General features: G+C 58.5%; 14 protein-coding genes. 4 read left to right on the top strand and 10 right to left on the bottom strand.

The genetic code is table 11. The features are described from left to right. Positions 1 to 6: 6 nt before the first annotated feature. The 4 genes from ACGK9W_RS01970 to ACGK9W_RS01985 are packed head-to-tail and all read right to left on the bottom strand — an operon-like array spanning position 7 to position 3,989. Positions 7 to 834 carry an ABC transporter permease subunit gene (locus ACGK9W_RS01970; RefSeq protein ID WP_008175898.1) on the bottom strand — a complete coding sequence of 276 codons (828 nt, stop codon included), beginning with the start codon at positions 832 to 834 and terminating at the stop codon, positions 7 to 9. Beyond that, on the bottom strand, positions 827 to 1,756 hold the full coding sequence (locus ACGK9W_RS01975; protein WP_008175897.1) for an ABC transporter permease subunit: 930 nt from the start codon (positions 1,754 to 1,756) through the stop codon (positions 827 to 829). The genes ACGK9W_RS01970 and ACGK9W_RS01975 overlap by 8 nt, the downstream gene beginning before the upstream one ends. Before the next feature lie 4 nt (positions 1,757 to 1,760). Further along, complete coding sequence (gene potA, locus ACGK9W_RS01980; protein ID WP_008175895.1) at positions 1,761 to 2,879, bottom strand: polyamine ABC transporter ATP-binding protein; 1,119 nt, start codon at positions 2,877 to 2,879, stop codon at positions 1,761 to 1,763. Between the two features lie 3 nt (positions 2,880 to 2,882). Then, complete coding sequence (locus ACGK9W_RS01985) at positions 2,883 to 3,989, bottom strand: polyamine ABC transporter substrate-binding protein (protein WP_008175893.1); 1,107 nt, start codon at positions 3,987 to 3,989, stop codon at positions 2,883 to 2,885. A 345-nt stretch (positions 3,990 to 4,334) separates the two neighbouring features. On the opposite strand from ACGK9W_RS01985, the gene ACGK9W_RS01990 reads away from it, so the two are divergent. Continuing rightward, positions 4,335 to 5,699: a glutamine synthetase family protein gene (locus ACGK9W_RS01990; RefSeq protein WP_405418904.1), complete on the top strand. Its 1,365-nt coding sequence runs from the start codon at positions 4,335 to 4,337 to the stop codon at positions 5,697 to 5,699. 74 nt (positions 5,700 to 5,773) lie between these two features. Here the strand turns inward: ACGK9W_RS01990 and ACGK9W_RS01995 are convergent, their stop codons facing one another. Further along, complete coding sequence (locus tag ACGK9W_RS01995) at positions 5,774 to 7,291, bottom strand: aldehyde dehydrogenase (protein WP_008175879.1); 1,518 nt, start codon at positions 7,289 to 7,291, stop codon at positions 5,774 to 5,776. 184 nt (positions 7,292 to 7,475) lie between these two features. Here ACGK9W_RS01995 and ACGK9W_RS02000 point away from each other — a divergent pair, with 184 nt between their 5' ends. The 3 genes from ACGK9W_RS02000 (at position 7,476) to ACGK9W_RS02010 (ending at position 10,885) form a co-directional block, all read left to right on the top strand. Continuing rightward, entirely contained in the window at positions 7,476 to 8,756 is a 1,281-nt protein-coding gene (locus ACGK9W_RS02000; protein ID WP_274540920.1) for an FAD-binding oxidoreductase, read from the top strand. Between the two features lie 363 nt (positions 8,757 to 9,119). Continuing rightward, positions 9,120 to 10,559, top strand: a complete 1,440-nt coding sequence (locus ACGK9W_RS02005; RefSeq protein ID WP_227497868.1) for a fibronectin type III domain-containing protein — start codon at positions 9,120 to 9,122, stop codon at positions 10,557 to 10,559. A gap of 89 nt (positions 10,560 to 10,648) precedes the next feature. Next, positions 10,649 to 10,885, top strand: a complete 237-nt coding sequence (locus ACGK9W_RS02010) for a hypothetical protein (RefSeq protein ID WP_405418906.1) — start codon at positions 10,649 to 10,651, stop codon at positions 10,883 to 10,885. Between the two features lie 82 nt (positions 10,886 to 10,967). Here the strand turns inward: ACGK9W_RS02010 and ACGK9W_RS02015 are convergent, their stop codons facing one another. From ACGK9W_RS02015 to ACGK9W_RS02035, 5 genes are all read right to left on the bottom strand, one after another. Then, positions 10,968 to 11,396 carry a hypothetical protein gene (locus tag ACGK9W_RS02015; RefSeq protein ID WP_104270244.1) on the bottom strand — a complete coding sequence of 143 codons (429 nt, stop codon included), beginning with the start codon at positions 11,394 to 11,396 and terminating at the stop codon, positions 10,968 to 10,970. Positions 11,397 to 11,514: 118 nt separating this feature from the next. Beyond that, positions 11,515 to 12,243: an anti-sigma factor domain-containing protein gene (locus ACGK9W_RS02020; protein ID WP_008175870.1), complete on the bottom strand. Its 729-nt coding sequence runs from the start codon at positions 12,241 to 12,243 to the stop codon at positions 11,515 to 11,517. Next, positions 12,240 to 12,848: a sigma-70 family RNA polymerase sigma factor gene (locus ACGK9W_RS02025; RefSeq protein ID WP_008175868.1), complete on the bottom strand. Its 609-nt coding sequence runs from the start codon at positions 12,846 to 12,848 to the stop codon at positions 12,240 to 12,242. Before ACGK9W_RS02025 ends, ACGK9W_RS02020 begins: the two co-directional genes overlap by 4 nt. 105 nt (positions 12,849 to 12,953) lie before the next feature. After that, complete coding sequence (locus ACGK9W_RS02030) at positions 12,954 to 13,814, bottom strand: LysR family transcriptional regulator (RefSeq protein ID WP_008175867.1); 861 nt, start codon at positions 13,812 to 13,814, stop codon at positions 12,954 to 12,956. Then, positions 13,808 to 14,818 carry a phosphonate dehydrogenase gene (locus ACGK9W_RS02035; RefSeq protein WP_008175866.1) on the bottom strand — a complete coding sequence of 337 codons (1,011 nt, stop codon included), beginning with the start codon at positions 14,816 to 14,818 and terminating at the stop codon, positions 13,808 to 13,810. Before ACGK9W_RS02035 ends, ACGK9W_RS02030 begins: the two co-directional genes overlap by 7 nt. Position 14,819: the final 1 nt, after the last annotated feature.

Genomic DNA, 14,819 nt, shown 5'->3' on the forward strand with positions numbered 1-14,819 from the left:
TGGACGCTAGGCGTCCGGTGTCTGCAGCCGTTTGCGTTCCGCCCGGCGCATCAGATACCAGGCAATAAACGCAATCAGCGATACCGCCACGATGATCAGGGTGGCCAGCGCGTTGATCTTCGGCGAAACCCCCATTCTCACAGACGAAAACACCACCATCGGCAGTGTTGTTGCACCCGGCCCGGAAACGAAGCTGGCAATCACCAGATCATCCAGCGACAGAGTAAACGCCAGCAGCCAGCCTGATACCAGCGCCGGGGTAATCACAGGCAGGGTGATGACAAAGAAGGTTTTCAGGGGCGTGCAGCCCAGGTCCATGGCCGCCTCCTCGATGGAGCGATCCACTTCCTGCAACCGGGCCGACACCACTACCGCCACATAGGCACTGCAGAAGGTGGTGTGGGCGATCCAGATGGTGGCCATGCCACGATCCACCGGCCAGCCGATGGTCTGGGCCATCTGCACGAACAACAGCAGCAGCGACAGGCCCGTGATTACCTCTGGCATAACCAGCGGCGCGGTAATCATGCTGGACAGCAGTGTGCGCCCGCGCATCTTCTTGAACCGGGTGATCACGAACGCACACAGCGTGCCCAAGCACACCGCCATGCTGGCGGAGTAGAAGGCAATCCGCAGGCTCATCCACACCGCCGACAGAATCTGCTCATCCCGGAACAGCTCGCCGTACCACTGGGTTGAGAAGCCGGCCCACACCGACACCAGCCGGGACGCATTGAACGAATACACGATCAGCACGAACATTGGCAGGTACAGGAACAGCAGGCCGAGAACCAGCATCACTTTGGAGAAACTGAAGGAGCGGGACTTAACCATGCTTTTCCATCTCCCGGGCCTGGAACCGATGGAACAGCACAATCGGCACCAGCAGCAACAACAGCATCACGATCGCCAGGGCAGACGCCACCGGCCAGTCGCGGTTGTTGAAGAACTCCTCCCACAACACCTTGCCGATCATCAGCGTATCCGGCCCGCCCAGCAGTTCCGGGATAACGAACTCGCCCACCGCGGGAATAAACACCAGCATGGAACCGGCCAGAATGCCGGCCTTCGACAGGGGCAGGGTAATGGCCCAGAAGGTGGTCAGGCTGCGGCAGCCCAGGTCTGATGCCGCCTCCAGCAGGCGCACATCCAACTTCACCAAGTTGGTGTAAATGGGCAGCACCATGAATGGCAGATAGGCGTAGACAATGCCCAGCACCACCGCGAAGTTGGTGTTCAGCATCTTGAGCGGCTGATCGATAAAACCCAACCACATCAGAAAACTGTTCAGAAGCCCCTGATTGCCGAGGATGCCCATCCACGCATAAACCCGGATCAGGAACGAGGTCCAGGAGGGCAGCATTACCATCAACAGCAACACCAGTTGCCAATGTTTTGGAGCACGGGCCATTGCGTAGGCCATGGGGTAGCCGATGAGCAGGCACACCACCGTTGCCAGGAATGCTGTCTTCACCGACCCCCAATAGGCGGCGACATACAGGCTGTCCGAAAGCAGGAACAGGTAGTTGCCAATGTTCACCACCACCGAGAGGGTGTTGTCCACCCACCGGAATACAGGCTCGTAAGGGGGGATGGCCATCACCGCCGAGGTCAGGCTGATCTTCAGCACCAGCGCAAAAGGCAGGAGGAAGAACAGCAGCAGCCACAGGAACGGGATACCGAACACCACCCGGCGATTAAACAGCACTGCACGCACCCGCTCGGTCAGAGGGGTGGGTAAAAGTTTCCGTCTCATTGGCTCAGTTCCAGAGCAGGATGGGGCTGGAGGCTTCCCAGGATACGAATACCCTGTCACCCCAGGTTGGCCGCTCGCCACGGCGTTCCACGTTCGCCATGGTCGCCTGAACGCGTTTGCCGCTGGCCAGCTTTACATAGTAGGACGTGATGTCGCCCAGATAGGCGATGTTGTCCACCGTTCCGCAGCTCCAGTTGTGCTCGCCGTCCGGTTTGTCCGGGGTCAGGTAGATCTTCTCTGGGCGAAGGGCTACCAGTGTTGCGGTACTTTCCGCCGGCGTGGTCACGCCGCGATCAATAAAAACCGGGGCATCCAGCAGGTCGCTGGTCAAAGTAACGCTGTCGGCCTCGTCTTCCCGGATGTGGGCCTCGAAAATGTTCACCGAGCCAATAAACTCTGCCGTCATGCGGCTGTTCGGGCTCTCATAGATGTCGATGGGCGAGCCGATCTGGACAATCCGGCCCTGCGCCATGATGGCGATGCGGCTGGCCATGGTCATGGCCTCTTCCTGGTCGTGGGTCACCATCAGGCAGGTGGCGCCCACGTTTTCCAGAATTTCCACCAGTTCCAGCTGCATTTCGGTACGCAGCTTTTTGTCCAGGGCGCCCATGGGCTCGTCCAGCAACAGCAGCTTGGGACGTTTGGCCAGTGAGCGGGCCAGGGCAACGCGTTGCTGCTGACCACCGGAAAGCTGCTGGGGTTTGCGCCGGGCATAGGGTTCCATCTTGACCAGCTTCAGCATGGCGGCCACCCGGTCGCGAATTTCGCTTTTCGGCAACTTGTCCTGTTTCAGGCCCATGGCAATGTTCTGCTCCACCGTCATATGGGGGAACAGAGCATAGGACTGGAACATCATGTTGGTCGGGCGCAGGAACGGGGGCAGAGCTGTAACGTCCTGGCCGTCGAGCATGATGGAGCCGGCGTTGGGCGTTTCAAAACCTGCGAGCATGCGTAGCAGGGTGGACTTGCCGGAACCGGAACCACCCAGAAGGGCAAAGATCTCGCCCTTGTGGATGTCCAGGTTCACATTGTCCACGGCCAGCGTGCCATCAAAGCTTTTGGAAATGCTCCGAATGCTGAGTAACACCTCCGCTTGCGCGGAGGTGTTGTTGCCGTTTTCCACCGCTTAGCGACCAGACTTCACGTTGGTCCAGGTGCGGGTCATCAGACGCTGGGCGTCCTGAGGCCGGCCTTCCATGATGTACAGCTTCTTCATCACCTCATCGGTCGGGTAGATGCTGATATCGCTCAGAATCTCCGGATCAACGAATTCGTTGGCCGGCTTGTTCGGGTTGGCGTACCACACATAGTTGGTCACGTCCGCGATGATTTCCGGACGCATCAGGAAGTTCATCAACTTGTGGGCGTTCTCAACGTTCGGTGCGCCGGCCGGGATGGTCATCATGTCGAACCACAGGACTGCACCTTCTTTGGGAATGGTGTAGCGGATCACGTTGCCGTTCTCGGCTTCCTCGGCGCGTGCGGCGGCCTGCAGGATGTCGCCGGAGTAACCGGCAGCCACACACAGGTCACCGTTGGCCAGGTCAGCAATGTAACGCGACGAATGGAAGTAGGTGATGTTCGGGCGAATGGCCTTGATCACCTCGCCGCCTTTCCTGATGTCGTCGGCGTTGTTGCTGTTCGGGTCCAGGCCAATGTAGGCCATGGCAGCACGAACCATTTCCTCGCCGGAATCCAGCATGGCAATACCGCAGCCGCCGGCGGCAAGCTTGCCGGTGACTTCAGGATCGAATACCAGGGCCCAGGAATCGGTGGGAGCGCTGTCACCCAGGATTTCCTGGATACGGCCTTCGTTATAGCCATAGCCGTTGGTGCCCCAGAGATAAGGCAGAGCAAACTGGCTACCCGGGTCAACCTTTTCCAGATCGTCCATCAGATCCGGGTTGAGGTTGCTCATGTTCGGCAGCTTGCTGTGGTCCAGCGCTACGAAGGCGTTGGCAGAAATCTGCTTGGCCACATAGTGGTTGGACGGCACAACAAGATCGTAGCCGGAACGACCGGAAAGCAGGGCGGCTTCGAGGATCTCGTTACTGTCGTAAACGTCGTAGATCACCTTGATGCCGGTTTCTTCCGTGAACTTCGCCAGGGTGTCCTCGGCGATGTAATCGGACCAGTTGTAGACACGCACTTCCTCGGCGGCAAACGCGGAAGAGGCACACAGAGACAACGCAACAGAGGCGGCCAGCGCCTGTGGCTTACACAACTTCAACATTGGATGATGTCCCTCACTCAAAAGGGATAAATACAAAACGTGCAGGACGCACGCGGTGTTGTGCAGGTCTGCTGAGGGTGGCCGCAGGTGGCTGTTGTCCCGGGAAGAACCGGTCGCCGCCTTTTGACTCCTTTAAGGCTTGTCCTGGAAACGGCGGTGGGGAACCTGCCGAATTCTCGCGATATTTATCATGAGATGCGGGGTTGCGCTATAAAAATTTTACTCCGGGATTTGTGGTATGTCCCTATCTTGCCAAACACCCCGGAAAGCGGGATAAAGGAGTGTTGAAACCCCTGCGCCGGCTCCTCGGCACCAGGCCTGTTTGCGTTGTGGATGGCTTCCCTTATGGCTTCTGGTTCTACGAGTGCCGACTCGTTCCTTCAGGCACACCCCGAACTGCAGTTTGTTGATCTGCTGATCCCGGATATGAATGGTATTGTTCGCGGCAAGCGGGTAGACCCGTCTGCTTTGGCGAAGGTGTTTGAGCGCGGTGTGGCTATGCCGGCGTCCATCTTTGCCCTGAACATTCAGGGCACTACGGTGGAAGAAACCGGCCTCGGCCTGGATATTGGCGAGGCAGACCGCGTCTGTCTGCCCATTGAAAATACCCTCACTATGGAACCCTGGCAGAAGCGGCCCACTGCGCAACTTCTGTTGACCATGTATGAGCTGGATCGCGAGACACCGTTTTTCGCAGATCCGCGGGTGGTCTTGCAGAACATCATCAAGCGCTTTGAGGATTTGGGGCTGACTCCCGTGGCGGCCTTTGAGCTGGAGTTTTACCTGATTGACCAGGAAAACCTCGCCGGTCGCCCTCAGCCACCCAAATCACCCCTCTCTGGCAAACGCCCGGCGGGCACGCAGGCCTATTCCATTGATGATCTGGACGAATACGCTGAATTCCTGGCGGACGTGCTGGATGCCGCCCATGAGCAGGAGCTGCCGGCGGATGCGCTGGTAGCCGAGTCCGCGCCCGGGCAGTTTGAGGTCAACCTGCACTACGTGGATGACGCGGTGCAGGCGTGCGACCACGCCACTCTGCTGAAGCGTCTGATCAAGAACATGGCCTACGACCATGAAATGGACACCACGTTCATGGCCAAGCCCTATCACAACCAGGCCGGCAGTGGCATGCACCTGCACGTGAGCCTGGTGGATGGCGAAGGCCGTAACGTGTTTTCCGGCGACGCCGAGCAGCCAAACGACATGTTGCGCTGGGCCGTGGGTGGATTGGTCTCCACCATGAACGACGCCATGGCCTTGTTCTGCCCCAATATCAATTCCTACCGCCGGTTCAGCCCGGAGTACTACGTTCCCAGCGCCGCCACCTGGGGCGTGGACAACCGCACTGCGTCGCTGCGTCTGCCGGGCGGTGATCCGGAGGCCCTGCGAATCGAACACCGGGTCGCCGGTGCTGATGCCAACCCGTATCTGCTGATGGCAGCCGTGCTGGCGGGCATTCACTACGGCATCTCCAACAGGATAGAGCCACCCCCCGTCACCGTGGGTAATGCCCATGAGCAGCACGAAGCCTCATTGGTGAATAACCTGCGGGATGCCTTGCGGGAGCTGGGGCAATCGAAAGTGATGGCCGATTATCTCGGCAGCCAGTTTCTGGATGTGTTCGTCGCCTGCAAGGAGCATGAACTGAACGAATTCGAGATGACCATCTCCGATCTCGAATATCTCTGGTACCTGCACACGGTCTGATCAATTCCGGGATAAAAAACGGCGCCTTGAAGGCGCCGTTTTTCATTTGCCGGACTGCGACGAACTATTCCGAACTACTCCAGCACCAGCCAGGTGGCCTTCAGTTCCGTGTACTTGTCGAAGGCGTGCACAGATTTGTCGCGGCCGTTGCCGGACTGCTTGAAGCCACCGAAGGGTGCGGTCATATCGCCGCCGTCATAGTGGTTAATCCACACGCTGCCGGCTCGCAGGGCCTTGGCTACCTTATGGGCGGTATTGATATTGGAGGTCCACACCGCCGCAGCCAGGCCGTAGATGGAATCGTTGGCAATGGCAACGGCTTCGTCTGCAGTATCGAACCCGATGACAGAAAGCACCGGCCCGAAGATTTCCTCCGAGGCAATGCGCATCTGGTTATTCACCCCGTCAAACACCGTGGGTTGAACAAACAGGCCGCCCGTGTTTTCCAGAATCCGCTGCCCACCTTCCACCAGGCGTGCGCCCTCAGACTGCCCGATGCCGATGTAGTCGATGATCCGATCAAGCTGGGCCTGATCCACGATCGCGCCACAGGTAGTCGCCGGGTCCAGCGGATGGCCGGGGCGCCAGGTTTTCAGGGCCTCGCATATCAGCCTTACAAACTCGGCACGAATGCTGTTCTCGACCAGCAGGCGACTGCCGGCAGTGCACACTTCGCCCTGATTGAAGGCAATGGCACTTGCCGCCTCGGCAGCGGCCTTTTTCAGGTCTGGCGCATCGGCAAAGACAATGTTGGGGCTCTTGCCACCGGCCTCCAGCCATACCCGTTTCATGTTGGATTGGCCGGCGTAGATCATCAGCTGCTTGGCCACATTCGTGGACCCGGTAAACACCAGGCAGTCCACGTCCATGTGCAGCGCCAGGGCCTTGCCCACGGTGTGACCATAGCCTGGAAGCACATTGAAAGCGCCGGCGGGAACGCCCGCTTCCCCGGCCAGGGCGGCCAGGCGAATGGCGCTCAGGGGCGATTTCTCGGAGGGTTTCAGTATGACGGAATTACCAGTAGCCAGGGCCGGGGCAATTTTCCAGGCCGCCATAATCATCGGAAAGTTCCAGGGCACGATGGCCGCCACCACACCCATCGGCTCACGGGAGATCATGCCGATCTGGTTGTGAGGCGTGGGGGCAAGTTCACCGTAGACCTTGTCGATGGCCTCGGCGGTCCAGCGGATTGCCCGGGCGGTGGCCGGCACATCCACATTCCTGGCGTGGTTGATGGGTTTGCCCATGTCCAGGGTTTCCAGCAGGGCAAGCTCGTCGCCGTGGGCTTCGATAAGGTCAGCGAACCGGAGCAGCACCGCCTTGCGTTTTGCCGGTGCCAGCTGGCTCCAGATGCCCGCCTCAAAGGCGGCCCTTGCAGCCCTAACGGCCTGGTCGGCATCGCTCTGATCGCAACTGGCAATAGAGGCCAGCTCGCGCCCGTCAATCGGGCTGACCGAGGTAAACGTCTCGCCGTTGGCCGCCCATTGATAGGCGCCGTTCAGATAGGCGCGGCCCTCCAGAGTGAGGTTTGTGGCCAGGGCCTGCCATTCGGCCTGGCTGGTCGGTGTGGAAGAGCTGACGGGTTGATTCATGGACGCCTCGCAGGCTGTAGAGTTGAGCAATCATAGCAGCACTTTTATCCGCAGGCGCCGCCCGCGATATAGGTATAAGAACGTGTCTTTCCGAACGCGCGGTGCTGGCATAGACTTCCTGCGGCGCGCATCGTTGCAGCCTGATCCTGAACGTCTCTATCACCTTTTCTGGCGTCACATAATGATCGAGTATCCCCCGGTTCCCTCGTATTACGCAGCTTCCGCCAATTCGGCCCCTGTGCGCCCGGCGCTGCGAGGGTCTTGCGAGGCCGATGTTTGCGTCGTCGGTGCCGGCTACACCGGCCTTTCGACAGCGCTGTTCCTGGCGGAAGCTGGCTTCAGGGTGGTGGTTCTGGAGGCAGCGACGGTCGGCTGGGGTGCTTCGGGGCGCAATGGCGGCCAGATCGTTAACAGCTTCAGCCGGGATCTGGACAGCATCGAAAGACAGACCTCTCAAGTCCACCTGAAACTGCTGTCCGAGATGGCCTTTGAGGGCAGCCAGATCATTCGCCAGCGGGTGAAGAGTTACGGCATTCGGTGCGACCTGAAAGAAGGCGGTATTTTCGCAGCGCTCAATCCAAAGCAGCTCAGGCACCTGGAATCTCAGCAAGCGCTGTGGCGCCGGTTCGGTTACGACCAACTGGAACTGTTGGATAGGAATGCCATCCGTTCCCGGGTTGGCACGGAACGGTATGTCGGCGGCGCCATTGATCACACCGGCGGCCATATTCATCCGCTCAATCTGGCTCTCGGCGAAGCCGCGGCCCTCGAGTCGCGTGGCGGCGTGATTCACGAGCACTCCACAGTAACGAGCATCGCCCCCGGTAAAACCGTAACCGTTAAAACCGACATGGGCGAGGTGAGGGCGCAAACGGTTGTCCTGGCGGGCAACGCCTATCTTGGCGGCCTGGTGCCGGAGCTCGGGGCCAAATCCATGCCCTGCGGCTCGCAGATTATTGCTACCGAGCCGTTGGAGGAGGCCGTTGCCAGGCAGTTGCTGCCGAACGACAACTGCGTCGAAGACTGCAACTACCTCCTGGACTACTTCCGGCTGTCGGGTGACAACCGCCTGATCTACGGCGGTGGCGTGGTCTACGGCGCCCGCGACCCGGCTAACATCGAACGGCTGATTCGCCCGAATATGCTGAAAACCTTCCCGCAACTGGCGAATGTGAAGATCGATTACGCCTGGACCGGCAATTTCCTGCTGACCCTGTCGCGCCTGCCACAGCTCGGGCGCTTGCACGAGAACGTGTTCTACTCCCAGGGTTGCTCCGGCCATGGGGTTACCTTCACACACGTGGCAGGCAAGGCATTGGCACTGGCAATCCAGGATCAGGCGGAACGGTTTGATGCGTTCGCCAGCCTGCCGCATTACCCGTTCCCGGGTGGCCGCGCCTTCCGGGTGCCGTTGACGGCGATGGGAGCCTGGTACTATGCGCTGCGGGACAGGTTGGGCGTTTGAGTCCCCGGAAAACTGTGAAACAGTACCCGTTTCATCAACGTTTAAATTTGTAATCAGTCGGCCCGCTATTCGCTCCCGGCCCACAGCCGGGATTTAAGCGAATTGTGAAAAGCGGACCTAAAACAATGACCTATGCTCAGGAGTCCGGGCTCCATGCTGTAACCTTCCATCACAACGTGTATCCCTCCGTAAACGCCAATTTTCTGACGTAATCCGGCCGAAAAATCCGGAACTGGGCCGCATATAACCGAAAACTGCCGCTGTAAGATTCGCTCAAATTCGTCAAATAATTGGTGCGAAACAATGTCATATTGCGGCAAAAAACTAACGAAGCAAGGACTGCTGATTTTACCTGCGGTTGTTATGCTTTCGGGCTGCGGTCTGGACATTACGAGTGAAGAGAGCACCACGGCGGCGCAGGCTGCTCCCGCGACGCCTGAGCCCACAGTCCAGATCGCCGGCGCAGCCGTTAAAGGAATCATTCAACAGGGCCTTGTGGTTGCAAATCGGCTGATAGCTGACAAAGACGGCTACTACGCCCCGCAGCGTCAGGCAGCCAAACCGGTATTAACCGCAGACGATGGCAGCTATACCTGGCAGCTTCGCGGTAAGGCCGAAGGCTGGGCCCTGGTTGAGCTTTCTGCGGACGGCGGCACTCGCATGGTCTGTGACGTTCTGCCCCAATGCGATCAGGCCGGTGCCGAGCCAGTGCCGTTTGGGCAGGTAATGCCGCTGGATAGCAACTTCAGTCTGTTGGGTGCTGGCGATTTGCGGAACGAAACGGTAAACCTTACGCCGCTCACCCACCTGGCTGTAAAACTGGCTGAGCGCAGTTCGGAAGGTCTCTCACCGACAGCGATTTCCAGCGCTTACACCACCGTTGAAAACTGGTTCGCCCTTCCGGCCGGTGCTTTGCGCCTGACTCCTCCGGACCTGACCAATCTGGATGGAATGACCGGCGTAACCGCGGATGCCATTCAGGTGGCGATTGCCAATGCGTCATTCCTGGCGCTGGTCAATGACAACGCCCAGTGGGATTCGATTTCAGCTGTCCTGGATGACGTTACTTCACAGGTCAGTGCCACCGGCCAGATCAGCGTTATGGGCGATGGTACCAACGTGGCACTGGCAGATCTTGTCAGCGCGGCGGCCTTGCAGTCCTCAGAATTGCAGAACGTGGTGAATTCAAGCGTCATTAGCCAGAAGCTGGTGGTGGTCGAATACCGCAATGTACAGCGCTTCAAAACCATTGCCGATGTTAACGAAGAAAGTGATACCGACGTCGCCGATTCCGGTGACACCACCGACGGAACCACTGGCGGCGATGAAACCGCTGGAACTGATTCCGGCAGCACCACTGACACCTCAACCGACACCAACACCGATACCTCGACCGATACCTCAACAGGTTCAACCGACGAGCAGGTTGCCGGTACAACTGAGCCCGATACAACCACCGACGAAACCGTAGCGGACACAGGAACAGACACTGAAATCAGCGAGCCCGTCACCGAGACGACGCCTGAGGAAACCGCTCCTGCAAACACAGCACTGCTGAGCTGGACCGCGCCGCTGACCCGCGAAAATGGCGACAGCCTGGCCATGGGCGAAATCGCAGGCTTCGAGGTGGTCTACGGCACCAGCGCTGAAAACCTCGACCAGAGCCTGGCCATTGGTGACGCCTCCGTCGACGAGCTGCTGGTTGATGAGCTGACAGAAGGCACCTGGTACTTCGCTATCCGTACCCTGGACACCGATGGTAATCGCAGCCGGTTGTCTGAAGTGGTCTACAAACAGATCTGATTTGGCGGTAAAAGGCAGCGACCCCCTCTGGGGGCTTCGCTGCCAGCCTGTTACTATGTGCTGGTCCATTGCTCCATACCAGGTACATCATGGCCGGTTCAGACTACTCCCGCACTCTCCTTGAAGTGATCCCTGACGCCAGAGACGGCCTTACCCGTACTGAAAGAATCATTCTTTACGTCCTGCATGAAACTCAGAAAGAGCTGAAGGGCCGCAATGTCCCGACCGCCATGCTGTATGGGCGCGTACTTGAATACGTGGACATTAGCGAGGCGGAACTCCATCTTTACCTCGACAGATTGGGCGTGAAGGGGGACGGCAGATAGGGTTGGCCGTGGGTAATTAATCCGGTTTGATATGCCGGCTGCATTCGCCAGTCAGCGCAGCAGCCGGCACTATCGCCAGCGATTATTTTGCGGTAATAGTCTGCATCACCAGCTTGCCATCTTTCTTGATCGGGCCGTCTTCCTTGGCGCCCAGGGTGTATTCAAAAATACCCGTTTTCATCCCGCCGTCTTCGCTGTGAACCATCAGCATCAGCATGTCACCGGATTGCACTTCCTCGGTCAGGATGGCGGCGACGTCCATGTTCATACCTTTGCGCAACGGCGCGTGGGCGACAACAGGGCCCGGCTTCATGGATTCGTCCGTGCGGTGAACCACCAGCCACCCATTCTGTTCGGCAACCACCTTTCTGGCGGATACAACGCCGTTGGCAACAGACTGATCGTTGGTCCAGACACCGGCCTTGTGTTCAGCGGCCAACGCTGAACTGGTTGCGAAAGCGCCGGAAACGAGGGCGGCCAGAAGTGTGGAAGTTTTTGCGTGCTTGATCATTGCGTTCTCCTGAGTGTCAGTGTTTCCCGCCCGCTGGGTTGTTTTTGGGCGGGTTAACTGCAGCTACGGGAGCCGGTGCGCAAAGTTTCAGGCACGGAAGATTTTTTGCACCTGCCTATTAATTGTTTCCGTCGGTGGGGTAGAGGTAACCGTGAATCGCCGGTCCCGTGGGCTGTCCGGTGGGTGAGCCGCCTTCGGGCTCGACACTGATGCCGAACGTGGCCTCCTTGAGCAGGGCAGGGTCGTAATTGCTCAACGCCCCTTCATCCAGCGCGAAATCGTTGCCCAGAACGCCCACGGAGCGGGGGTTTGGACCCAGCTCGTCGGCCTTGATCCACAACTGATAGGATTTTCCGGGTCTTGGCTCGGCAGTTACCGGCCGGATGTTGAGCCGTTGCTCCTTCAGGTCCACCGTCAGCAGGAAGGCCGGCTGCTCATCGTTGTTCTGGAAAACCGCAACAAACGACTGGGCTTGAGGCTCGGGCTGCGGCTGGAACGCCAGAATGGCCACGAGAACCAGGGCGGCCGCCGAGGCAATCGCCGTGCTCCAGCGCCAGCGGTTCAGCTGGCTGCGCAGCGCAACCACGTTTGACGTTTCGGCAGCCTCGCGAGGCGTCGATTCCACTCGGTCCAGAGCCTTCTCGATTTTTGCGAACAACGCCGGTGAGGGCTGAACGGGCTCGGTTTCCTCGGCCAGCTTACCCAGGCGCTCTTCCCATTGCAGAATCAGCGCATCTACCTCCGGGTCCTCATTGCGCCGGCTTTCAAGATAGGCCCGCTCCGAGGCTGGCAATGTGCCCAGAACGAACTCTGCAACCAGCATGTCCAGGTCGTCGCGTTCAGTCATGATTCGAGGCACCTTTTGAGCTGTTTCAATGCGCGGTGAAGCCAGGTCTTTACCGTGTTGACCGGCTGTTCAAACTGGCTTGCCAGGTCCTCCCGGGACCATCCGTTAAGGTAGGCCAGGCGCACCATGTCCTGTCGGTCTTTTTCCAGTTGGTCGATGCAGTGATTCAGTTGATTTGCCGCCCGCTGGTCTTCCAGCTGTTCCTGAGCTGATGTCTGCCGGCCTGGCATCTCATCCAGCTCGTCGCTGTTCGTGGTGCGTCCGGCGGGGTGTTTGCGCAGCTCATCAATGGCACCGTTACGGGCAATCGACACCAGCCAGGTAATCGGCGAAGATTTGCCGTCCTGAAACTGCTCGGCTTTTTGCCAGATTTTGAGATAACTGTCCTGGATAACATCGTCTGCCCACCCTCTGTCTCTGAGGATACGCAACACGGTGCCCAGAAGTTTCGGGGCAGTTGCCTGGTAGAGGAGGGCGAAAGCCTGGCGGTCTTTTTGAGCGACGCGGTGAATCAGCCGGGCAACACGCTCAGGGCCATCGGATGGCGACTGCGGGCCGGTTCCTGCGCTGGCATTGTCTGGGAGCTGATGGGAGTCAGGCTTCATGGGGCCTCGGGCTTTGGTGTCTGATCAGCAGGTTACTGGTTGGTCCGTTGTTGCTCAACATGAAATTGCAGTCTGGCTAACACTCGGTGTGAGCTATTCGTTTGCTCAGTGGCACAGTTGGCTGAGGAATGCAGAGACTGGCGGATGATTGGCCAAGGCATTCGGGTAGACCACCATGAGTTCCTTTTCCAACCCAGGGTTACTAACGGGGATGGCTCGTAGCGAGCCCGCCTGGACTTCCTCCCTTACCGTCGCTTCCAACACCAGCGATATACCCAGTCCAACCTTGACTGCCTGTTTGACAGCCTCTGTGCTCCCTAGTTGCATAGACACCTTCGGAAACGGTCCCTCGTCACCAAAGAAGTTTGCCAGTAGCCGGCCTGTGCCTGTGCCAGGCTCTCCGCCAAGCAGCGTCATTTCTGCGAGGGTGTCCCGATCTATGCTTTGAAGATCTGCGCATGGGTGATCGGGTGGAACAATCAGTACCATCTGTTCTCGCCGCCAATCCTGCGCCAGAAATCCGGGTTTAGGCTGCCACCACTCCATTATGGCTATGTCGAGTTCACCGATCGTTAGTTGCCGGGCAATTGAGGGGTTATTATCAATTACGAGGTCCACGTCGGGCGAGGCTTTATCGTCCCTGAAGGCCCGAAGATAGGGCTGGAGCATATATATGCCAATGTTTGAGCTCGCCCCTATCCGAACGCCGGCCCCCCGAACCGCTTCACGGGCATGTTTGTCGAGGCGCAATATACTGTTTGCGAATGGTACCAGTGCCAAAGCTGCCCTGGTGGGCTCGCAGCCTGATCTTCCCCTTCGAATCAACAACACATCCAGGTCTTGTTCCAGTTTCTGGATATGCTGGGAGAGAGTGGGTTGGGCGATTCCAAGATTCTCTGCAGCGGCCTGAAAACTCTGATGCTGGACCAACGCGATAAAGCTCTTGAGCCAGACCGGATTCAGCATGGAGAGTCCTCACGTAATGACGGAGAATTGATCGCATCCCGCGGCCGTTCACCCCGTAATGCCTGCAGAATGTTCTCGGCCGCCCGTTGCTCAATGGCCAGCCTTACACTTTGTACGGCCGAGCCGATGTGAGCGGTAAATAATGTGTTCGGATGGGCAAGTAACTCCGGACTGATTTCATGCGGACGATCCGTTCGTGCCCAGTCCTCCATTTCGAATACATCGGCGGCGTAACCACCCAACTGTCCGGAGGCCAGTGCCGCCAGTACGGCGTTCTCATCGACCACAGAACCCCTGCATGGGTTGATCAGATAGGCACCCCGCTTCATCAGTGCCAGGCGTATAGGGTTTATGGTGTGAAAGGTATGCTCGTTCAGTGCCAGCGCCAGTATTACGATATCGGATTGGGCGAGAAGCTCTTCCAGTCCTGTATGCGCCAGCCCCAAATTCCTCTCTTCATCAGAGGGCAAGCCCTCGGGCTCTGAGTAGAGCAGGTTCGCACCCCATCCCTGCAGACGGACAGCTATGGCCTTGCCAATGGCACCCATTCCAACAATGCCAATGGTAGCGCCCTCAATTCCCAGCCCATAGAACTTCGGCTGCCACCCTCTGAACTCTCCGGAACGAACAAATTCGTCCGCTGCCTTTACCTGCCGGGTAAGGCCAACGGTGAGTCCGATGGTCAGTTCTGCGGTGGGTACGGTTAAAAGATCCGGCACGAATGAAAGCCACACCCCATGGCGAGTGCAGGCGTCCACATCGAAGTTGTCGTAACCTTTCAGGGCTGCGCCCACGATCTTCAGGTTCGGGCAATCCGCCAGAAACTCATCGCCGATCCTGTCCGGCATGAAGGCCATCACGGCATCGGCTGTGGCTACCCTGGCCTTCACCGAATCTGGCGGGAGCGTGCGGTTTGACTGATTGGTTACAAGCTCACAATGTGGTTCGAGGGCAGCCAGGACTTCATCGTGTACCCGGTGAGTTATCACAACTCTTGGTTTCATT

Source organism: Marinobacter flavimaris (assembly GCF_045057155.1).
GTDB lineage: Bacteria > Pseudomonadota > Gammaproteobacteria > Pseudomonadales > Oleiphilaceae > Marinobacter > Marinobacter manganoxydans.